Origin of the sequence: Paenibacillus chartarius (assembly GCF_042432825.1) — a bacterium.
Taxonomy (GTDB): domain Bacteria; phylum Bacillota; class Bacilli; order Paenibacillales; family NBRC-103111; genus Gordoniibacillus; species Gordoniibacillus chartarius.
Genome location: NZ_JBHLWN010000121.1, coordinates 1 through 20,781 on the forward strand (window position 1 = coordinate 1; position 20,781 = coordinate 20,781).

At 56.0% G+C, this 20,781-nt stretch carries 16 protein-coding genes; 13 read left to right on the top strand and 3 right to left on the bottom strand.

All coding sequences use genetic code 11. From position 1 onward, the window contains the following. The first annotated feature begins 171 nt into the window (after positions 1 to 171). The 8 genes from ACFFK0_RS28940 to ACFFK0_RS28975 all read left to right on the top strand — a co-directional run bounded on the left by ACFFK0_RS28940 (position 172) and on the right by ACFFK0_RS28975 (position 9,799). On the top strand, positions 172 to 798 hold the full coding sequence (locus ACFFK0_RS28940) for a TetR/AcrR family transcriptional regulator (RefSeq protein ID WP_377474598.1): 627 nt from the start codon (positions 172 to 174) through the stop codon (positions 796 to 798). Between the two features lie 18 nt (positions 799 to 816). Then, entirely contained in the window at positions 817 to 2,349 is a 1,533-nt protein-coding gene (locus tag ACFFK0_RS28945) for an MDR family MFS transporter (RefSeq protein WP_377474600.1), read from the top strand. Positions 2,350 to 2,431: 82 nt separating this feature from the next. Further along, entirely contained in the window at positions 2,432 to 3,361 is a 930-nt protein-coding gene (locus ACFFK0_RS28950) for a manganese-dependent inorganic pyrophosphatase (protein WP_377474602.1), read from the top strand. A gap of 126 nt (positions 3,362 to 3,487) precedes the next feature. Further along, a complete protein-coding gene (locus ACFFK0_RS28955) occupies positions 3,488 to 5,275 on the top strand; it encodes a sensor histidine kinase (RefSeq protein ID WP_377474605.1) in 1,788 nt (595 codons plus the stop codon). Continuing rightward, positions 5,275 to 6,390, top strand: a complete 1,116-nt coding sequence (locus tag ACFFK0_RS28960; protein ID WP_377474607.1) for a response regulator — start codon at positions 5,275 to 5,277, stop codon at positions 6,388 to 6,390. The genes ACFFK0_RS28955 and ACFFK0_RS28960 overlap by 1 nt, the downstream gene beginning before the upstream one ends. A 14-nt stretch (positions 6,391 to 6,404) precedes the next feature. Then, entirely contained in the window at positions 6,405 to 8,075 is a 1,671-nt protein-coding gene (locus tag ACFFK0_RS28965) for an extracellular solute-binding protein (RefSeq protein WP_377474609.1), read from the top strand. Between the two features lie 264 nt (positions 8,076 to 8,339). After that, positions 8,340 to 9,296, top strand: coding sequence for a sigma-70 family RNA polymerase sigma factor (locus ACFFK0_RS28970; RefSeq protein WP_377474611.1), 957 nt, complete (start codon positions 8,340 to 8,342; stop codon positions 9,294 to 9,296). A 77-nt stretch (positions 9,297 to 9,373) separates the two neighbouring features. Further along, the gene (locus tag ACFFK0_RS28975; RefSeq protein WP_377474613.1) at positions 9,374 to 9,799 is read left to right on the top strand and encodes an SRPBCC family protein; all 426 of its coding nucleotides are present in this window, start codon (positions 9,374 to 9,376) and stop codon (positions 9,797 to 9,799) included. 71 nt (positions 9,800 to 9,870) lie between these two features. On the opposite strand, the gene ACFFK0_RS28980 is transcribed toward ACFFK0_RS28975, so the two are convergent. From ACFFK0_RS28980 to ACFFK0_RS28990, 3 genes are all read right to left on the bottom strand, one after another. Continuing rightward, positions 9,871 to 10,305, bottom strand: coding sequence for a VOC family protein (locus tag ACFFK0_RS28980; protein WP_377474615.1), 435 nt, complete (start codon positions 10,303 to 10,305; stop codon positions 9,871 to 9,873). 1,054 nt (positions 10,306 to 11,359) lie between these two features. Then, a complete protein-coding gene (locus tag ACFFK0_RS28985; RefSeq protein WP_377474617.1) occupies positions 11,360 to 11,980 on the bottom strand; it encodes a PdaC/RsiV family protein in 621 nt (206 codons plus the stop codon). A gap of 231 nt (positions 11,981 to 12,211) precedes the next feature. Then, positions 12,212 to 12,871: a response regulator gene (locus ACFFK0_RS28990; protein WP_377474619.1), complete on the bottom strand. Its 660-nt coding sequence runs from the start codon at positions 12,869 to 12,871 to the stop codon at positions 12,212 to 12,214. A 252-nt stretch (positions 12,872 to 13,123) separates the two neighbouring features. Between ACFFK0_RS28990 and ACFFK0_RS28995 the strand changes: the two genes are divergently transcribed. The 5 genes from ACFFK0_RS28995 to ACFFK0_RS29015 all read left to right on the top strand — a co-directional run bounded on the left by ACFFK0_RS28995 (position 13,124) and on the right by ACFFK0_RS29015 (position 20,767). Beyond that, positions 13,124 to 17,005 carry a glycoside hydrolase family 44 protein gene (locus tag ACFFK0_RS28995; protein ID WP_377474621.1) on the top strand — a complete coding sequence of 1,294 codons (3,882 nt, stop codon included), beginning with the start codon at positions 13,124 to 13,126 and terminating at the stop codon, positions 17,003 to 17,005. 33 nt (positions 17,006 to 17,038) lie between these two features. Beyond that, positions 17,039 to 17,587, top strand: coding sequence for a hypothetical protein (locus tag ACFFK0_RS29000; protein ID WP_377474623.1), 549 nt, complete (start codon positions 17,039 to 17,041; stop codon positions 17,585 to 17,587). Positions 17,588 to 18,851: 1,264 nt separating this feature from the next. Then, on the top strand, positions 18,852 to 19,196 hold the full coding sequence (locus ACFFK0_RS29005; protein ID WP_377474625.1) for a hypothetical protein: 345 nt from the start codon (positions 18,852 to 18,854) through the stop codon (positions 19,194 to 19,196). 160 nt (positions 19,197 to 19,356) lie between these two features. Beyond that, on the top strand, positions 19,357 to 20,118 hold the full coding sequence (locus ACFFK0_RS29010) for a YveK family protein (protein WP_377474627.1): 762 nt from the start codon (positions 19,357 to 19,359) through the stop codon (positions 20,116 to 20,118). Beyond that, positions 20,102 to 20,767 (top strand): CpsD/CapB family tyrosine-protein kinase, encoded by a 666-nt coding sequence (locus tag ACFFK0_RS29015; RefSeq protein WP_377474629.1) that lies wholly within the window; start codon positions 20,102 to 20,104, stop codon positions 20,765 to 20,767. The genes ACFFK0_RS29010 and ACFFK0_RS29015 overlap by 17 nt, the downstream gene beginning before the upstream one ends. Positions 20,768 to 20,781 lie beyond the last annotated feature (14 nt).

The following is a 20,781-nucleotide window of genomic DNA, read 5'->3' on the forward strand; positions in this document are numbered from 1 at the left end:
CGAAAATCTACTTATTTTCTTGCTGAGGGTGTTCCAAAAGCTGCTTTTGGGACAGCTCCTTTTCCCGTTGGAATAAACCTCCAATTTTTATGTTGACACAGACGTCAATTAAAGATATACTCGTTTCAGTTGACATACATGTCAGTCAAAATAAAGAGGTGATCCGCAACCATGTCGCCAAGAACGAAAGAGCAGAACGAAAAAATCCGCGAAGAGCGAATGAAGCAAATCCGCCTTGCAACCGTACAAGTGTATTTGCAAAAAGGCTACCAGGGTGCCGAGATCGGAGATATCGCCAAGCAGGCCGGGCTTGCACGCGGTCTTGTTTATTATTACTACAAAGATAAAACGGAGCTGTTCCAATTCGTCTTCACTCACTATTTGGAGGGGGCCAAGCAGTTCGTCGCCGCTACACTGCTGACGGAAGAGCCGCCGCTCGACAGGCTGAAGAGGTATGCAAGGTTTTATCTCGACAATGCGGTCACGCGCCCGAACTTAGTCGCCTTATACCGTAACATTCCCGCAGATATCCCGCACGTGTTCGGCGAGCGGGCGAAGGTAGTGCTCGACGATTTCATGGCGAACATATCGATGCCGCTGATTCGCACGATGGAAGAAGGAGCACGCATGGGAATAATTGTCCCAGCCGACACGAGTCTGCTTGCGCAGATGTTCTGGGGCTGCGTGGCCGGAGCGATGGCGGAGTTTGGGACGCGGGCCCTGACCCCGGAAGAAGCGGAGCCGCATATTCGGGATGTTCTGGATATGCTTCTGCGTATGATTACAGCTGCCAAATAAAGGAGTGCAAACCAAGTCATGAACCCTACTAAATTAAACTGGACGATAGCTGCGCTGCTGATCAGCTTGTTTCTATCGTCGTTAGACCAGACCATCGTTTCCACGGCGCTGCCGACGATTGTCGAGAAGCTCGGGGGCATTGAACATATTTCCTGGGTGTTTACGATTTACATGCTAACGTCCACGTCTGTAATGCCGATCATCGGCAAGCTGTCCGATATGTATGGCCGGAAGCGGTTCTACATTGCGGGGCTGCTCGTCTTCTTAATCGGCTCCGCGCTTTGCGGCGCCGCCCAGTCGATGACGCAGCTGATCATTTTCCGCGGGATACAGGGAATAGGCGGCGGTATGCTGATGGCGAACACGTTTACGCTGCTGTTCACGCTAATGCCGATGGAGAAGGCCGGCCGTTATCAAGCGGCGTTCATGAGCGTGCTGGCGCTTTCGTCCGTGCTGGGACCGACCATTGGGGCGTTTATTACGAGCCATTTTGACTGGAGATGGAATTTCTACATTAATGCTCCGCTTTGCCTGATTGCGCTGTCGATTGTGAGCTGGTCTCTGGTCGAAGGGAAGAAGCAAGGAGCGGAGAAGCTGAAAATCGATTACGCCGGTGCGGTCCTGCTCGTGTTGACGACCGTATCGATTCTGCTGGCTATGAAGCTCGGCGGCGCCGAGTATGCATGGTCCTCGTGGCAAATTATCGGCTTATTCATCGTCGGGACGGCGTCCCTGATCGGCTTCCTGTTCGTGGAGCGCCGAGCGGCGGAACCGATCGTACCGCTTGGGATGTTCCGCAACCGCGTCGTTGCCGGCACATCGGCTGTGACATTCATGCAGGGGGCGCTCATGTTCGGCTCGCTGCTCTACATTCCGCTCTTTGTGCAGGGCGGTCTCGGCGGCGATGTATCCGATGCGGGCAACGCCTTGACGCCGATGATGCTCTCGGTCATGATCGGAGCGATGATTAGCAGCGTGCTCATGCGTTATGTAACATGGAGAGTCAGCAGCCTGCTGTCCATGATCGTGGCGGGTGTCGGCATCTACATTATGACCACGTTCCCGCTCGAAATCGGAGCTTGGCCCGTCCGCTTCGACATGGCGCTGATTGGCGTCGGAATCGGACTCTTGATGCCGATTGCGCAGACCGCGATGACGACGGCCGTCGATGAGCGTTATCAGGGGGTCGCCAATTCATTCGTTACGTTCTTCCGCAATATCGGCGGTGTTCTCGGCTCTGCAGTCATGGCGGCCATCGTCAACCGTCAGATGACCGCCGGCATTGCGGACGGTGCGGCGAAGCTGAAGCTCCCGGAAGACCAATTGGCCCAGTTCGCCAATCCGCAGGTGCTGCTTCATGCCGACGGAAAAGTACCCTCCGCGGTCCTGTCGATGCTTAAGGGTGTGTTGATCGATTCCATCCATCTGGGCTTCTGGTTCTTGACGTTCATAGCTGCGATTGGTGCGATAGTCGCTCTCTTCATGGGGCGCGCCCGCTTCGATCAAGCCGCCTACATCGAGCAGCGCAAGCGGCGGGAGGCGGCGGTGTAAGCGACTTTATCGCTGCACTTGATTAAACCCATCGAATTAGGGTATATTTTTCGTAGCACATGAACTGATGAGGAGAGAAACCATGGAAAAAGTACTGATTTTCGGTCATAAGAATCCCGATACGGATTCGATCTGCTCCGCCCTGGCGTATGCCGATCTGAAGACGAAGCTGGGCCAGAACGTTGAGGCGATCCGCCTCGGCGAAGTGAACGGGGAGACGCAATACGCGCTGAACCAGTTCAAGGCGACCGCACCTCGCCTGGTCGAGCAAGTTGCTGCAGAAGCGAAGACGGTCATCCTCGTTGACCATAACGAGCGCCAGCAAAGCGCAAGCGACATCGATCAAGTGCGCGTGGTCGAAGTTATCGACCACCACCGTATCGCCAACTTCGAGACAAGCGGTCCGCTGTACTACCGCGCTGAGCCGGTAGGCTGCACGGCGACGATTCTGAAGAAGCTGTACAAGGAGAACGGCATCGCTATCGAGCCGCAAATCGCCGGCCTGATGCTGTCCGCAATCATCTCCGACTCGCTGCTGTTCAAATCGCCGACCTGCACGCAGGAAGACATCGACGCGGCTCGCGAGCTGGCGGAAATCGCCGGCGTCAACGCCGATACATACGGCCTGGAAATGCTCAAAGCCGGCGCCGACCTGAGCGACAAGACGATCGCCCAGCTCATCTCCCTGGACTCCAAGGAGTTCTCAATGGGCTCCGCGAAAGTGGAGATCGCACAGGTGAACGCAGTCGACACGAACGACGTGCTGTCCCGCCAAGCCGAGCTGGAAGACGCACTGAACAAAATCATTGCCGAGAAGAACCTCGACCTGTTCCTGCTCGTCGTAACGGACATTCTGAACAACGACTCCATCGGTCTTGCGCTTGGCTCCAAGGCGAGCGTCGTTGAGCAGGCGTACAACGTCAAGCTGGAAAATAACACGGCTCTGCTGAAGGGCGTCGTTTCCCGCAAGTCGCAAATCGTACCGGTTCTGACCGAAGCGTTCACGAAATAAGCAGCACCTCATACAAAATGTTTCCGGCTGCCTGGCCAAAAGCTAGGCAGTCTTTTCATTTTGCGGTATGATGATACTATTCGACACTACGACTACGCCCTCAACATAAAGCAGGTGACCCCGCACGTGAATCTCGTCACGAAGGTAATGCTCCTCATTTTCGCGCTGATGACGCCCATTATCGCTCTTTACATGTACTCCAACCAAACAAGCATTAATGTTGTTGAAGATCAGATTAACATCGCCAACCAGAATCGCTTGTCGCACTTTCTCGGCAGCATCGAAGAGACGATGGAACAGGTGTCGGTGTACGCCAATATTGTTACGAAGGATCCGGATTTCACCGAGCTCGCCGCGAATGCCGCTGTTGTCAGCGGATATGACTATTCGGCGATGGTCGATTCGGTCGAGCGCAAGCTGGGCTTATTCAGTTTGTCGACGTCGTGGATGAATCGGATCAGTGTGTATTTTCCGGCGATGAAGCTCGGCCTGTCGTCTCAAGGTTCGATTCCGTATGACGAAACGTATTTGTCGACCGGCATTACCACCAACTGGACTCTGCGGAATGTGACGGTTAGCGGTATCCCGAAGCGCGCGTTCACACGGCACTTTGTAGGGCCGTCTTCGGGAGTGACCGATTTGGGGAAAACCTCCATCATCGTCGAGGTCGATTTGATGGAGGACAATATCGTATCTTTGCTGAATCGGTTTAAGACACAGGGCAACAACGATCCGTTCCTGTTCCGGGCGGGCGAGGGCGGCGGAAGCGGAACGTACCTGCTTAACGCATCCTCTGACGAAGCGATGGTGAAGGAGCTGCTGAGATCGGTCGATGTCGGTACGGATGGCGGCGTCGGCAAGCGCAAGCTGATCGAGCTCGCAGGCAAGGAATACTTGGTGTACGCGCTTACTTCGAAGAAGCTGGGCTGGACATTGGTCGATTACGTGCCTTTAGAGGATATTTTGGAGCCCGTGACGCGTTATAAGAATCTGTTTACGGCAACCAGCGTGCTGCTTCTGCTCGGCGGCGCAATCTGCGCCTTCTTCCTGTACATCCAGGTGCAGGTGCCGATTCGGCTGCTCACCCAGAGCATTCATCAAGTCAAGAAGGGCCAGTTCTCCACGCGGATTGTGGAAAGGGCGAACAACGAGTTTCGCAAGCTCATCCTGCAGTTCAACGATATGGCGGCGCAAATTCAGCATTTGGTGGAGAAGGTGTACCTGGAGGAAATCCGCTCGAAGGAAGCCGTCATGAAGCAGCTGCAGTCGCAAATCAATCCGCATTTTCTATATAATAGCCTGGCTTTCATCGTCAGTATGGCGAGACTTGGGCGGACGGAGCCGATCGTGTCTATGGGGCACAGCTTGGCGGACTATTACCGGTACACGACGCGCAATGACGAGATGGTGACGACTTTAGAGGAAGAGGTGAAGTTCGTCAGCGCTTATGTCGATATAATGAATTATCAGCTGGGCAAAATCGCATACACGGCGGACATCGCCCCTTCGATGAGACGTCTCCCGATTCCCCGGCTGCTGATTCAGCCGGTTGTGGAGAATGCGATCGTTCACGGTTTGGAGCCGAAGCCGGGCGGGGGGAGTATTCGGTTAGAGGCTGTGGAGGAGACGGTGTGCTTCCGCATTATCGTCACGGACGAGGGCGTCGGCATGCCTGAAGAAGCGCTGCTGAGGCTGCGCGGGCAGCTTGCCGAGCCGGAGAAAGGCGATGCGGTGGCCCGGAGCTATGGTTTATGGAACGTACATGAGCGGCTGCGCTATTTTTTCGGTAACGATGCGAGCTTATCGGTCGACAATGTCGCATCCGGCGGCTTCCGGGTCGTCTTGATTTGGAGCAAGGAGCAGGGGCTGCGCGAGGGTCAGGCACGGCTGCGCGCGGATGGAGGAGATGTGTGATGTTTTCGGTGCTGATCGTGGACGATCATCGGCATTTGGTGGAGGATCTGGCCACGACGTTTCCTTGGCGGGACTATGGCGTGACCTCGGTGTACCAGGCGTTTTCCGGCGAGGAGGCGCTGAAGCTGATCGAACGAATCGGCGGCGGTGGCTATAGCGGCAGTGTTGGCGGCAAAGAGATTGATCTGGTGCTCACCGATATCCGCATGCCGGGCTTGTCGGGCCTTGAGCTGATCGAGGCGCTTCGGCGGCAGCGGCGGGACATAGATTGTATCCTCATTACAGGCTTCGCGGACTTTCAATACGCCAGAAGAGCGATTGAGCTGCAAGCGGTCAGCTACTTGATGAAGCCGGTTCGGCATGAAGAGCTTGCCGAGGTGCTGCGGCGAATCATGGTGCAGCGCAAGAGCAAGCGGCTTGCTGCGCAGGAACAGGAGCGGGAAGCTGCGTTCATGCGCATCCAGCTGGAGCAGCTGAAGGCCGACCTGCTCATGGCCCGATCGATGGCGGAGAGCTCGATTCGCGAGGAGCGCAACCGCATTGCGGAGGATATTCACGATCTGGTCGGGCATACGCTGACGGCGACCTTGGTGCAGATTGAGTCGGCGAAGCGGATGCTGGAGAAGAAGCCGGAGGAGGGGCTTCAGCGGCTGGATTACTCGCAGGAGCTCGTCCGCAAGAGCCTGGACGATATCCGGGAAACGGTGCGGCGAATGAAGCAGGTAGAAGCGGAGACGGACCTTGGCGCGGCGCTCGAGCATTTGATTCGGCATACGGAGACGGCGGCCGAGATCACCGTAGAACGGGAGCTGTGCGATCCGCTTCCGCCGCTTGACGCGCTGCGAAAGAAGCTGATCTACCATGCGCTGCAGGAAGGGTTGACGAACGGCATCCGTCATGGCGGCGCGACGCATTTTCGCTGTGAGGTGACGGTGGACGCGGGGGTTTGCGAATTTGCACTATGGAACAACGGTGAAGCGTATCCGACAGGAACGGAGCCGGGCTTCGGACTGCGGGCGATGATGGAGCGCGCGGCCGAGGCGGGCGGCGAGCTGCGGATCGAAGCGACCGAGGAACCGGCGGGGACGTATTTGACGATTCGTTTTCCGATATAGAGGGGGCAAGGCGGATGGGAAAGCGGTGGATAGGCGGTATGACGGTGGTGGCGCTGCTGACTGCCGCCGTGCTGGCCGGTTGCGAAAGAGGTACGGAACCCGCGGCGCAGAGCGGGAACAATGCATCGGAGAAGGGAAACGCGGGAAAATTCGATCCCCCGATTACAATAACGACGGCCAAGGCGCTAAGCGGTTCGGATAAGCTAAAGCCGGGGGACACGCTCGACGACAATCCGATGTCACGCTGGGCACGGGACAGGCTGGGCATCATTCAAACGTACAAATGGACGGTAACCGATCAGAGCGATGCCCTCGCGACGAAGGTAAGGCTGGCGTTGACCGGTGGCGAGGAGCTGCCGGACGTCCTGTTCCTGTCGAACCACGATTTGCCGGAGCTGCTGCCGGAGCTCGTCGGCTCGGGGGAAATTATGGATATGGGCCAAGCGTTCGAGAACTATGCATCGCCGCGGGTGAAGGAAGCCTTCGCGGGCAATCCGGACGTCTGGAGAACGGTCGCCATGGACGGGAAGGTATGGGGGCTTCCGCAAATTTCCGACGGCAAGGTAGGCGATCCGGTACTGTGGATACGGCAGGACTGGCTCGAGAGGCTTGGGCTTAAGACCCCGAAGACGCTCGATGAGCTGGAGCAAGTGATGGACGCTTTTGTAAATCGCGATCCGGACGGCAACGGGGCGAAGGACACGGTTGCACTGGCCTATTCCGGCAAAAATACGCTCAATGCATATATGAGCAACGCCAGCTTTCTGTTCGGGGCTTTCGGCGATCAGCCGTATCAATGGAACCGGATGAAGAACGGTCAGCTCGCTTACGGCACCGTGCAGCCGGAGACGAAGACGGCTCTGGCTCGGCTGCGGGATTGGTACTCTAAGGGCTACATCGATAAGAATTTTGGCACTCACGATGAAGTGAAGGCGACGGAGCTGTTCACCTCCGGCAAAGCCGGGTTGATCTCCGGACCGGGCTGGATGGGAGGCTGGCCGCTTTCCGATACGCTGGGGAAGGTGCCGGGGGCTGTCATTAAGCCGCTGCCTTTCCCTGCCGGGCCGGACGGCAAAATCGGGCGCATCGGGTCCAGATTGTCATATGGCGCCTATGTGTTCCGTAAAGGCTTCGAACATATGGACGCCATCTTCCAGTACTGGGATATCATTTACGGCACGCTGATCGAGGATCCCGAATCGGAATTTCGGTATGGCTTTGCCGATGGGTACGATTTTATCATGAAGAACGGTGAACCGGTGTATGATTTCGAGGGAATAACGACCGGGGTGACCAACTATTTGCTGGTGGCGCCGGGCAGCACGCCTCCGGGAATCGTGAAGGGGGACAGTCTTGAACGCCGGGTATATCAAGGCCAGATCCGCACTCCATATGAGAAGAAGCTGTCGGCCACAAGCTCCCGAGGCTACTTGGAAGGACTCATCGTCAGCGAAGAGCAGCTCCGGTATGCGCAGCGGGACGAATTTGTCGGTCCTCACACGGAGACGATGAAGCTCGCCTGGCCGCTTCTGCAGAAGCAGGAGAAAGAGGCGCTGCTGAAGATCGTTTACGGCAAAGAGCCGCTCGATACGTTCGACAGCTTTGTGGAGCAGTGGCGCCGGCTGGGCGGGGACGCGGTTACGAAGGAAGTGAACGAGTGGTATCGGAGCTCGGGGAAGAGGTAGTTGAGGGGGCCGGGAGGTCCCCTTTTATGTGTTTGAAGGTGTCGCGAGGGGATGGAAGTCTGGATTGTCAACACATTAACTGGACAGTTTTTATGAGGGCTGTCTTCTGGCCTCGACTGGTGTACGGTAGCACTAAGCGGCTGCGTCAATAATGGTGCACGGAAAGGCTTCAGGCTCCCGCCTACGAATTCAATTGAGGCTCTCCGCTTGCTTGAATTATAATGAATGTACCGCCCTTCGGGGATATCGTTAAGGGAGGCCGCGATGAACGAGACTGCATTTGACGAACCTTTATTTGCAAGCTTGAAGCCGGGCTTAATGTCGTTCTGTTACCGGATGCTGGGCTCTATGGACGATGCGGACGATGCCGTTCAGGAGACGAGTATTCGGGTCTGGCAGAGCGGGAGCACGTTCAGACAGGAATCTTCGTTCAAAACTTGGGTTTATCGGATTGCATCAAATATATGCTTGGACAAGCTGAGACAATCCAAGCGCCGCGCGCTTCCCGTTGACTTGTTCGATCCGGCCGTTGCCATCGCCGAGCCGCGCGATACGCAGCCGGACGCCTCGTGGATCTGGCCGTGTCCCGACTTTGGAGGCAATCCGGAGGATCGGCTCGTCCGCAAAGATACGCTTCAACTGTGCTTCATCGCTCTCTTGCAGACTTTGCCTCCGCGGCAACGTGCGGTGCTCATTTTGAAGGATGTATTTGAGTGGTCCTCCAAGCAGATCGCGGCAACGTTGGCGATGTCGCCCGCAGCGGTGAACAGCGCCTTGCAGAGAGCCCGAGAGACGATGGACCGGGCGCAGCTTCGTTCCGATGAACTCAGCAGGATGGACGCCCAGCCGGAGCCGCAGCTTCTGTCCCGGTACGTGGAGGCCTTCGAGCGATTCGATATTGCTGCGCTTGTCGCGCTGTTTCACGAGGAAGGCTGCATGTCGATGCCCCCCTTCGAAATGTGGATTCGCGGCAAGGACGATTTATCCGCCTTCTATTCGCTTACGCGCTGGCATTGCGAGGGTTCGCGATTTGTGCCCGTTACGGTGAATGGCGGTTATCCGGCATTGGCCCAGTATATGCCGGGCAAGGAGGACGCCGTACTGGTTCCCTGGGGCATCCACGTCATCGAAACCAAAGAAGATCAAATCCTGCACGTTCAAAACTTCATCAACGCCAAATTATTTTCGCGATTTGGGCTGCCTGAGCGACTCGACCGATGAATTTCGTCATTGGCTTACGTCTATATCATTGAGAATAAACCAAACGACGAATTTTACGAGAGAGGTGTCCAGTTAAAATGGAAACGAGTCAACCGACGAAAGTAACCGTGCAGGCCGTCATTCAAGCCCCTGTCGAGAAGGTATGGCGCTATTGGACCGAGCCGGACCATATTACGAAGTGGAACCAAGCGTCCGAGGACTGGCATGCGCCGAGAGCCGAAAACGATCTGCGGGTCGGCGGCAAGTTTTTGACACGGATGGAAGCGAAGGATGGCAGCATGGGTTTTGATTTTGCAGGCGTCTACGACGTCGTGAAACGCCACGAGGCGATCGGCTACACCCTCGGAGACGAGAGAAGAGTGGATATTGCATTCGTCGATCAAGGCAACGAGACGAAGGTCATTGAAACGTTTGACGCGGACAGCAGCCACCCCGTAGAGTTCCAGCAAGCAGGCTGGCAAGCGATTATGAACAACTTCAAAGCCTATACCGAGCAATCCTGATCCGTTGGTAGAGGATCGATAAAGACGCCGGGCCAATGCGCCCAGCGTCTTTTTAAAACGACATTTTAACGTTATTCCGCCTCGTTGGACTGTACTTCCGAGGGGTTGTTGTTTATGTAGTTGATGGCCCACATATGGCCGTCCAAGTCTACGAAGCCCCAATGATACATGAACCCATAATCCTCAGGATCTTCGTGTATTTTCCCTCCCAGGGAGACCGCTGTATTCACGATTTCATCGACCTTTTCGCGGCTCTCGAAGGAGAGCGCGATCGTCAACTGCGCATACTTGTCCGTATCGACGGTTTCCTTCTGCGTGAGGGTGTTAAAGAAGTCTTGGGAGATCAGCATGACCTGCAGGTTGTCGCCGATCACGATGGCTGCTGATTTGTCCTTCTGGGAGAACTGCGGGTTGAACTCGAAGCTGAGTCCTGTGAAGAACTCCTTCGATTGTTCTACGTTTTTTACAGGCAGGTTGAAGCTCGTGAATGCGGACGTTAATGCCATTTTCATACACCCCATCGTTAAATGAATTTGGTTGTCATTGATGCTTCGTTTAATTAGACGACAGCTGATTCGGAAATTCATCGGTCTATTTGCGCGGGAAGCGTGAATTTTAAAAATAATTCGGTATGAATGCCATCCGTGTTCGCCCATAGCGCAGACTTTTCTTTTCTCAGGGGATCAGATGAAAGATCTTGAACTGCGCGATGAGCCGTCTATGACAGCGAAACGTTTAAAATCAAAGGGTTCTCTAACTTCTTCTCTCATATTCCGCGCTGTTGTCATCCGTCTCGCCGGTAGCAGCGTCAGGGTACAGTAAGTTGGTTGAGGGGCAGGGGGCCGCTTTGTGGGTCAGGTGGTTCTTGCGGGGATGGAAGTCAGTAAGTTAGTTAAGGGGTAGGGGCCGTTTTGTGGGTTAGGAGGTGTCTTGCGGGGATGGAAGTCAGTAAGTTAGTTAAGGAGTAGGGGCCGCTTTGTGGGTTAGGAGGTGTCTTGCGGGGATGGTAGGGCGAGTTGCGGGTGCGGCAGCAGTGGTGGGCGGTGGGGGAGTGTCGGAATGAAGGATTGGCTGGGAGGACGGCGCTGTTTTGCCATGGGGAGAGGAAATAACGGATTTTGAACCCGCTAAATCCCCCTAGGGTGGCAGAAAAGCAAAAATAGCGGATTTTGAGGGTGCTAATTTTGAAAAAACGGGGAAAAACGGCAGTGTTTTACCAATTCAGGCTCAATAGCGCCCCCAAAGTCCGCAATATAGTCACAACCCGGCATACTACCCCAAATAACACCTTGAAAATCCCTTAAGCCTGGCTCGGAAAATCCGCCCCAACCGCGCACCGGCTAACCCGGAAAAATCCGGTAAGCCTGGCTCGGAAAACCGCCCCAACCGCGCGCCGGCTACCCCGGAAAAATCCGGTAAGCCTGGCTCGGAAAATCCGTCCCAACCGCGCGCCGGCTAACCCGGAAAAATCCGTTAAGCCCGCCTCAGAAAATCCATCCCATCATCCTCCCCAACGCCCCATACACCGCGACATGATCCTATAAGACCGCCTCCGAGCCATCAATACATCATCCTTCCGAGCGCCCCATCCTCAGCAACGATATCCGCCAGCTCATAAACGGAAATCGGGAAATACGCGAACCCGAACGCATAGGCGGTAATTTCGTACAGCTGGTAATAGAGCACGAGCGACTTATCCGCAATGTAAAAATCTTGATCCGGCCGGACGCCCGGAAACTCGACGAGCAGTGTCATTTGCCGCCATTTGATTTGCTGCTGGACAATGGCGGACAGCCTCTTCGAATAGTCGACACCTGGCTTGAACACGTCGGCGAGTGACACGGGCCGGCCGGTCTTGGCGTCGAAGGTCAGCGACTTCTGTACGGTGAGTCCGTGCGCAGCTCCTTTGGTGTAGGCGTAATTGAACTGCGATAGGCTGAGGACGCTGCGCTCGTTCGTCTTCAGCTCGTAGTATCCGCTAACCTCCGTATCGCCTTCACCCGGATACCCTTGGCTTCGGACAAGCGTCTCCGCCTGCTCGCGGATCGCCCGGTTCCACTCCTGCAGCACGTTGTGCGGAGGTACATTGCCATGTCCGCGCAGCTGCGGCACCCATACTTCCAGCTTCGGCCCCTTCATAAGCTGCGTTGTTACGCCTAACGGCAACTGATCGAGATTCACCTTCACTCACACCTCTCTCCGTTAGCATTCACATCGATATGAGTATATGTGCCTGCCGCCCGTCCTCCTGCAGCGTGATACGATCTCCGCCGGAAAATAGTTTGAATCCGTTCATTTACATGATAGGACTAGCCGGCGGGTTCGCTTATAAGTATTCGGCCGAAGTGTGAAGGGAAATGAGGTGAACCCGCTCAAGTATCCGGTCATCTGCCCCGGCAGCTGCCCAAATGGCTACCCCAGCAGCTGCCGCAGCGTCATAATCGCGATCGTCCGGTCGTTCGTGCCGATTTTGCCGTAGATGGAGCTGACGTGATTTTTCACCGTGCCCTCGCTCATGAACAGCTCCCCGGCGATTTCCCGGTTGGACTTGCCTTCCAGCAGCAGCTCCGCGATACGCCGCTCCTTTTCGGACAGGTTGGCCGTTTCCGCTTTCTTGCGCACGGCATCAAGACCGGCGGGCGAACCGTTCGATACGCTGAGCAGCCGCGCAGCGAGCTTCGAGGCCACGGAGGCCGGCAGCATCAGATGGCCGGAATGGGCATCGTGGATCGACTGGATCAGCTTATCGCCCGGCATGTCCTTCAGCAAGAAGCCGGCCGCTCCTGCGGCAAGCGCATCCAGGATGTAGTCATCTTCCGCGAAAGTGGTCAAGATCAGCACGATCGTCTCCGGACGCTTCGCCTTAATCTGCTTCAGCCCGCCAATGCCTCCGATCCCCGGCATCTGAATGTCCATCAGGACGATGTCCGGCTGCAAGGAGAGCGTAAGCTCAACCGCTTCTTCCCCGGATTTGGCGTCGCCTACCACCTCAATGTCATCTTCCAGCGCCAATATCGTATGCAATCCATCGCGCATCAGCGTCATATCGTCAACAATTAAAATTTTGATCATACCCGGCTACCCCCGCTCAAGCTCTTCAATCTGTACTCAGTATATCCCGCACCCCTGACCCCGGACAATGCCGAAAGCGGCGTCGCGCCGAACTCGTGACCGGTCACGGCCAATTTCATGACGCAGTCACCCAGCAAATCGGGAACTTAGCACCTCTTAGGGGGTGGATTGATTTTACGATAATAACCATACAAGGCGTTAATCAATGCCGATTCAAACAAGCAGCAGTTCTACTAAGGAGGGACAGTAATTTTGAAAAAACGCTTATTCCACATGTCCCCGCAGATGAAGCCGAAGTTGTCGTTCATGACGGCGCTTGTGGTTGCATTAACGGGAGTGGCCGGTGCACCGGGTACGATAACGACACCAAAGGCGCAAGCGGCGGAGCAGAAGCTGGCGGTGTATGACGATCAGCTGAACAGCGAGTTCACGGACTATGGCTGGGCCGATCATACGCTCACCGATACAACGACCGTTCACGGCGGCAGCCATTCCATTCGGATGAAGCCGCGTGGCGACGACGGACTGTACTTGTACAAGGATCGCATCGCTCTGGTGTCCGACTACCCGGTTCTCGAGCTTTGGGTGAACGGAGGCCAAGCCAGCGGACAGAAGCTGGAGGTCGTTCTGCAAGCCGGAGGCGAGCCGGTCGCGGCGATGCCGCTGGACCAGGCGCTGCCCGACAAGCAAGTGAAGCAAGGCGTTTGGCAGAAGGCGATGATCGATATTGGCAAAATGAACGTCCCGAACGGATTGTTCGACGGCATTTTGATTCGAGGCACGGTCTCCGGCGAGCAGCCTGACGTTTATTTCGACGACATTACGCTGACGAACGGCGGCGTTGTAGCGGAAAGGACGATTACTCGAGTCGTTATGTCCGCCCCAACGGTGCAGCTGAAGAAGGGGGCGAGCAATACGCTGTTCGCGATCGCCACGTATTCCGACAGCACCTCGACAGAGCTGACGGAAGGGGTGCAGTGGAGCTCCAGCGATCCGGCTGTGGCGACCGTGGAGAAGGGCAGAGTCATCGGCGTCAAGGCGGGTACTGCAACGATTGCGGCATCGCATAACGGACTGACGGTAACATCGACCGTGACGGTTACGGAAGATGCGGCGGTCCTGACCGGCATCGCGCTTTCAAGCTCGGCGCTGCAGCTGAAGAAAGGCGCCACCGGCTCGATAACGGCATCGGGGATATACTCCGACGGCACGACCGGACCGCTTACTGGAGCCGTTCAATGGTCTTCCAGCGACAGTGAAATTGCTGCGGTTACAGCGTCGGGTGCCGTCTATGCGGTGAAGGCCGGAACGGCCGTCATTACGGCTAGAAGCGGCGGCTTTACGGGGACTGCAACCGTAACCGTTACCGAAGCGCAGAACGTACCGCCGATCGAAGACGACGGCCAGGCTGCATTGAAGGTATTCGATGACGAATTGAATCCGGAATTTGCCGACTACAGCTGGGCGCAGCGGGATTTGAACGAAGCGGATACGGTGCATACCGGTACGAAGTCGATTTCCTTTGACCCAAGCAGCAACGGCGCCTTATATTTCTACCGGGGAGCCGGTGCCGTGAACGTGAAGGATCACGACCGCCTTGAGTTTTGGATCAACGGCGGCGAAGCGGGCGGCCAGCAGGTGGAACTGGTATTTAACTCCGGGGGCCAAGCGGCGGGGCGTGTCAATATCGGCAGCGTGATCGGCGCGAGCGGCATTCCGGCGAACGGCTGGACGAAGGTGCTGCTTGACCTGCCGAGCCTGGGCATTGAGAACGGTATTTTTGACGCTTTGGTGTTCCGTGGCTTAACCGACGGCGCACAGCCAAACGTCTATCTGGACGACATTCGCCTGCTCGAAAAGTATGTGGCGCCGCCGGTGCTGACGGAAGGCGTGCTGTCGCAGTACGGCATGGTGATCGCTCCGGGCGATACGGCCAAGCTGACGTACGAGGCGCGGTACTCGAACGGCACGAGCGAGGATGTATCCGCCAAGGCGGCATGGACCTCAAACAACCCGGATATCGTGACTGTGAACAACGGCGTACTGACGGCGGTCGGAACCGGACTTGCGAAAATCACAGGTCAATACGGCAGCACCACCTCTTCGGCGTACGTCCAAGTCATTTCGTATACGCCGGAGGCGGCATACATCGAAGGGCTGGCTGAGGGCTATTCGAACTGGAGCTGGGGCACGTCGAACTTCGACAACAGTACTCCTGCCGCATCCGGCAGCCGGTCGATCTCGTTCCAGGCAGCGGGTTACCAGGGGATTTGGCTGCACCGCGATAAGATGATGGACATGAACGGCTACTACGGAATTTCGATGAAGGTGCACGGCGGCACGAACGGCGGCCAGCAGCTGCATGTGAATTTGAACGAAGGCCGCAATCACGTTGGCTCGTTCGATTTGGCTCAAGTGCTGCCGAACGGAATTCCCGCCGGCCAGTGGACCGAAGTGAAGCTGAAATTCGCTGATCTGGGCGTGGATGCGCTGTCGTTCGACGGGATTGTCGTCCATGCGTGGGGCGAGCATGACCAGGGCACAGTATACTTCGACGACATCAACATGCTGAAAAATAACGACGTCGTCGATCTCCCGGAGCCGGAGCTTCCGTCCGTGAACGTGACGATCGATTCGACGCAGGGCCGCCGGACGCTCAGCCCGGGCATCTTCGGTATTAACTTCGAAGATACGTACCATGAGGAGCGCTCGACGCTAGGCTTCCCGATCAAGCGCTGGGGCGGCAATGCGATGACCCGCTACAACTGGGAGCTCGATACGACGAATCGCGGCGGCGACTGGTTCTTCCTGAACGTGCCGTACGGTGAGCAGGGCAGCTCGCTGGCCGATCAATTCATCGGCGGGCAGCAGCAGCAAGGAGCCGACGTGCTGCTGCAGGTACCGACGATCGGCTGGACGCCGAAGAGCCGGGACATCGGCTGGAGCTTCTCCATCCAGAAGTACGGCGCGCAGCAAAGCAACGAATGCGCATGGGGCGAAGCGTGGTGCCGCCGGGACGCCGGCAACGGCCGCAAGCCGGACGGCAGCTATATGACCGGCAACGACCCGACCGACACGTCGAAGCAGGTCGGACCGGATTTCATTACCCGCTGGATCGAGCATTTGAAGGAAAAGTTCGGCGGCTACGTGCACAAGTACGCGCTCGACAACGAGCCGATGCTGTGGCCGCACTCTCACTGGGACGTTCATCCGCAGATGACGACGTACGATGAAGTATGGAATTACACGAAGGAATACGCATCCGCGATTAAGGCTGCCGATCCGCAGGCGGAAATTTTCGGTCCGGTACCTTGGGGCTGGTGCGAATACTTCTATTCCGCTAAGGATGGCTGCTATCCGGGCGAGGACATGGCCGCACACGGCGACAAGCCTTACCTGGAATGGTTCCTGAGCAAGGTCGAAGAGCATCGCCAGCAGACCGGACAGCGTCTTGTCGACGTGCTGGACATTCACTACTACCCTGCAGAGGATAACATCCCGTTCTCGACCGACGAATCCCCGGCGATGACGAAGCGCCGCTTCAACTCGCTGAAGTCGTTGTACGACCCGGCGTTCGTCGACCCGTCCTCCTGGATACAGGAGCCGGTAAAGCTGCTGCCGCGGATGCGCGACATGATCGAGCGCAACGCGCCGGGAACGAAGCTGTCGATTTCCGAATACAATTTCGGTGACGGCACAGGCATCGGCAGCGGGCTCGCGCAGGCCGAAGCGCTCGCGCTGTTCGCCCGCGAAGGCGTCGACTACGCAATGCGCTGGGGCGCGCTCGACAGCAACACGCCGCTCGAGGATGCATTTAAGATTTTCCTGAACTATGACGGTCAAGGCTCCAAGGTCGAAGGCGAAATCGTCAGCACGTTCAGCTCGAACGGCGATACGGTCGGCGCTTATACCTTCGTTTCGCAGCAAGGCAAGAAGTTCGTTCTGCTGATCAACAAGGATACGGCCCCGCGCGTTGCGGGCGTTGCGGGCGATCTGTCGCTGAACGGTCCGGCTCAGCTGTATCGTTTCGATGCAAAGACGCGGCTCGCTCCGGCCGGTACCGTGCAAGGTACGGCGGAAGGCTTGTCGCTGAAGCTGCCGGCCCGCTCGGCTACACTGGTCGTCATCGAATAATGCGTCTCGTCAGCAAAGGAGCGTGACTTCGCTTTGAACTGGGAACGTACAGTCTCTTGGCTCGGAATGTTCGCCGTACTGGGAGGTGCGCTTCGGGCCCTCATGGCTCCCGCTGCCGCAATATGGGGCACGGACAGCATGCAGGAGCTGGTCCCGGGACTCATTGCTTGCTTCCTGATGGCGATCGGCTCCCTCGGACTGTGGTTCGGGCAATTGCCGCGCATCGGTATGATCGGAGGGGCGGGCTTCCTGCTCCTCTCCTTCGGGAATATGATGACCGCATGCTTGGTATGGAGTACGATGACCGGTGCCCCGGGGGACGGCCAAGCCGCCGAGCTCCTGCAGATGGTCAACAATGTCGCCTCCTCGGTCGGGCTGCTCATCAGCTCGATCGCAACAATACGAAGCGGTCTGCTGCCCCGTTGGGCGGCAGTGCTGCTCCTCGTGTGGCCCTTCCTCTCCTTCCTCCCTTATGTGGCCGATTGGGTCACGCTCCTCTGGGGGCTGTCCTACGTCGGACTCGGCTTGCCGGTCTGGCTCGGACAACGCGAGCGGGCGTCGTCCTTTTCCGTCAAAGGGTAGCCCGGTTCCAAGCTCCTTTCCATGAAACTACCGACCCGCCGGGGCCGGTAGTTTTATTTTTGTATAGAGGGGGGCATGGGAGCACACGGCGCTGGTGGCCTAACATCATGATGCGACGTCACACGCTGCCCATTTTAGCGTCACATTATGTATAGCTGAAAGCTTTCCGACCGTTAATGTAAATAATGGGAGGAATTATCATCCTATCGCGGACATGTGGGGCAGATTCATGCGAAAGCGCAGGAATCCGAAGGGGTTAACCCTTCGCTGGGCTGATTTTAACTAAAATTACCGTATAATTTCAGGGTTCGGACCGGAGAACATCAGTTTATACCAAATGGCTGACATTTGCAGGGATACCTTGGCTCATATCCGCAAGCTGGGTCGCACAGCCGACTGCAAATGCCTCATGCTTCCTTGGAATCCGGTTTCCTGCCGCGAAAGAATCGATAGCCGATCCGAATGAACAAGTGAAATAGAGGATCGACAGGGAGCTATTTTATCGATTTGGTCGATGGCCCCCGGAATAGAGGATCCTCAGACTCTTATTTACCTGCAAAAACGAGCAATGAGGGCATTTTGGGGTAACTCGGGAAAAATAAGACCCCGAGGATCCGCTATTTCAAATTTCCAGTGGGAAACAAGCAAAATAGAACCTTCAAACTCCCTTATTGAGGCCGCGGACCGTAGGGCCCCGGTGTGAGGTGACCTTTAAGGCTGGCCCCCGGAGGCTCGGCCCTGCTGGCTCTCCTGCTAGCTCGCCTGCTGGCACCCGCCTGCTGGCTCTCCTGCTGGCTCTCCTGCTGGCACCCGCCTGCTGGCACCCGCCTAAGGACTCGACCCCAAAAGCTCGCCACCCCTGCATATAAGCTCTGCAGCGTCCAATACTCCTCGAAATGCACTCGATATTACCTGCAACGTTCACTCACAATGAACAAACAGTACTGCGACCGGTACATCATGGTAAGAGCGTGCGAAACCTACACCCTTTCCCTCCAACTTTCTCGCCAACCTGCACAGCCTGGGGCGACTTTTCGCCAGGCGACCTTAGCCTCGCCAATACGCTTCACTAGGGGGCGCATTCTGTAATAGTCCTAATGAATTACAAGAAATCACGACAGTAGTTCCAAAGTTCTATGATTTTTGCTAAAATCACTTGCCAACCCATACCATCCATCCTATAATTCACTATAAAGGACGAAATCCGTTCGCAACTACGATTGAGCCCGGCATTGAAACTACGGGTCAACGGAGATGAGGGATCATGATGGCGACGACCAAAAAGTGCATTATAATCGGCATTATCGCTTGTTCGTTCTTATTCCCGGGCTCTGCGTTTGCGGCAGCCGGCTCTTCCGTGCAAACCATGCCATTAACCCAATCGTACTTCAGTCAGCTGCTTGCGCAATTTTTCAGCATATTTGGCAGCAATAGCAGAACCGGGAGCTACGAGTCCGACTACAGCAAGCAACTGGAGCGGGAGAGAGACCAGGAGAAGAAGCGGAAGCACGAGAAGGAGTTTGAGGAATGGTACGAGAGCAACCGGGAAAATTGCCCCGACGGCGAATCCGGCGATATTTGGAGTCGCTGGTATACTTACGACGACTAAATGCTCCTTGGAACTTGCAAGGAGCATTTTTCTGTCAAGCGGCCGCTCCCCGAGAACCTAATGAATTCTTTAACTAAATTCAGTCGCCTTGGTTATAGACTAGTCCGTTAGGCTCATGCATAATGTTAGATAGCAGGTGAATGGCGATACGGAGGTACCAATGGAAATCGATTTGAAAGTTTATCTCAACATGATTCGCAAGCGTCTTTGGATCGTTGTTGTAACTTTGGCCATTTTTACGCTGGCTGCAAATTATTACAGCAATAGGAATTACCAGCCCGTCTATCAAGCCTCGTCGAAGATTATTATCGCGGAGAAGGCAAGCGCGGACGCCTTCAGTGCGAGTCAGTTCAGCTTCGGGGGGATGAGTGTAGATACGTCGATGATCGGTACATATAAGGAAATCATCAAGCTGCCGCTCATTATGGATAAAGTCGTACAACGCCATCCGGATTTAAATCTTACGGCGGATCAGCTTGCCACCAAGATCAGCCTCATTTCCATAGGGGAAACTCAGCTGATGGCGATTGTGGCCACGGATTCGTCTCATGAAAAGGCCGTCCGCATTGCCAATTCGGTGACGGAAGTGTTTCAAGCGGAAGTCCCCAAGCTGCTGAACCTGGACAATATCGAGATTCTCACGAAAGCCAAGAGCGTGCCAAATCCGAAGCCTATTAATGAAAAATCAAGCCGCAACATCGCACTGGCAGCGGCAGCCTCCGTCGTCATCGGTGTCGGCATCATTGTGGTCCTTGATTTTCTGGACGATTCGATTCGAACCGTGAAGGACGTCAAGTCGGTCTTTCATGCACCTACGCTTGCTGTAGTGCCGAAGCGCAGGGAGCGAGGGCTAAAGAGGCTATGGCCGTTTCCTTTAAGAAAGAAAGGAAGATCGGGAGATACTTATGCGGCAAAGAGCTGACAACGACTATTTATCTCTTCGGCAAGTGGCGGAGTCCGAGCACGCGGAGATTTATCGAACGCTTCGTTTTAACCTGGAATGCCTCATGGCCGAACAGGAGCTTACGACGATAGCCGTCGCCTCCGCCAATCAGGCTGAAGGGAAAACGACAACGATCGTCAATTTGGGCAGAGCTTTCGCGAAGACCGGGAAGCGGGTCCTGCTTCTGGACGCCAATCTTCGCAGTCCGAAGCTTCACCGTCTCCTTGGCAGTACGGATGAACGCAATGTTCGTCCGGGACTCGTGAATATTCTGCATGGGCAGTGTACGATTCAAGAGGCGATAGGACTTACCGAGCTGGAAGGGCTGCACGTGCTCCCGGCCGGACAATCGGCCCGCGATTCCTTCGAGATGCTGTCCAAGAGCGTCGTTGACCGTCTGCTTTCCGGGCTGAAAGGGAGCTACGATATTATTTTAGCGGATACGTGCGCCTCTCTTGCATATACCGAAGGAAGAATCATAGCTGCGTGCTGCGACGGCGTATTGCTGGTCGTTGCTCAAGGCAAGCTCAAACGGGCGGCCGCTGAGAAGCTGAATGACCAATTGCTGCAAAATAAAGCGAACATCCTGGGGATCGTATTAAGCCAAGCGAATCCCAAAGAAATATAGATGGCTAAGCTCTC

Bases quoted from the DNA above. Each gene is read 5' to 3' on its own strand.
- ACFFK0_RS28940 (WP_377474598.1), top strand. From the start codon at position 172: ATGTCGCCAAGAACGAAAGAGCAGAACGAAAAAATCCGCGAAGAGCGA.
- ACFFK0_RS28945 (WP_377474600.1), top strand. From the start codon at position 817: ATGAACCCTACTAAATTAAACTGGACGATAGCTGCGCTGCTGATCAGC.
- ACFFK0_RS28950 (WP_377474602.1), top strand. From the start codon at position 2,432: ATGGAAAAAGTACTGATTTTCGGTCATAAGAATCCCGATACGGATTCG.
- ACFFK0_RS28960 (WP_377474607.1), top strand. From the start codon at position 5,275: ATGTTTTCGGTGCTGATCGTGGACGATCATCGGCATTTGGTGGAGGAT.
- ACFFK0_RS28965 (WP_377474609.1), top strand. From the start codon at position 6,405: ATGGGAAAGCGGTGGATAGGCGGTATGACGGTGGTGGCGCTGCTGACT.
- ACFFK0_RS28970 (WP_377474611.1), top strand. From the start codon at position 8,340: ATGAACGAGACTGCATTTGACGAACCTTTATTTGCAAGCTTGAAGCCG.
- ACFFK0_RS28975 (WP_377474613.1), top strand. From the start codon at position 9,374: ATGGAAACGAGTCAACCGACGAAAGTAACCGTGCAGGCCGTCATTCAA.
- ACFFK0_RS28980 (WP_377474615.1), bottom strand. From the start codon at position 10,305: ATGGCATTAACGTCCGCATTCACGAGCTTCAACCTGCCTGTAAAAAAC.
- ACFFK0_RS28990 (WP_377474619.1), bottom strand. From the start codon at position 12,871: ATGATCAAAATTTTAATTGTTGACGATATGACGCTGATGCGCGATGGA.
- ACFFK0_RS29005 (WP_377474625.1), top strand. From the start codon at position 18,852: ATGATGGCGACGACCAAAAAGTGCATTATAATCGGCATTATCGCTTGT.
- ACFFK0_RS29010 (WP_377474627.1), top strand. From the start codon at position 19,357: ATGGAAATCGATTTGAAAGTTTATCTCAACATGATTCGCAAGCGTCTT.
- ACFFK0_RS29015 (WP_377474629.1), top strand. From the start codon at position 20,102: ATGCGGCAAAGAGCTGACAACGACTATTTATCTCTTCGGCAAGTGGCG.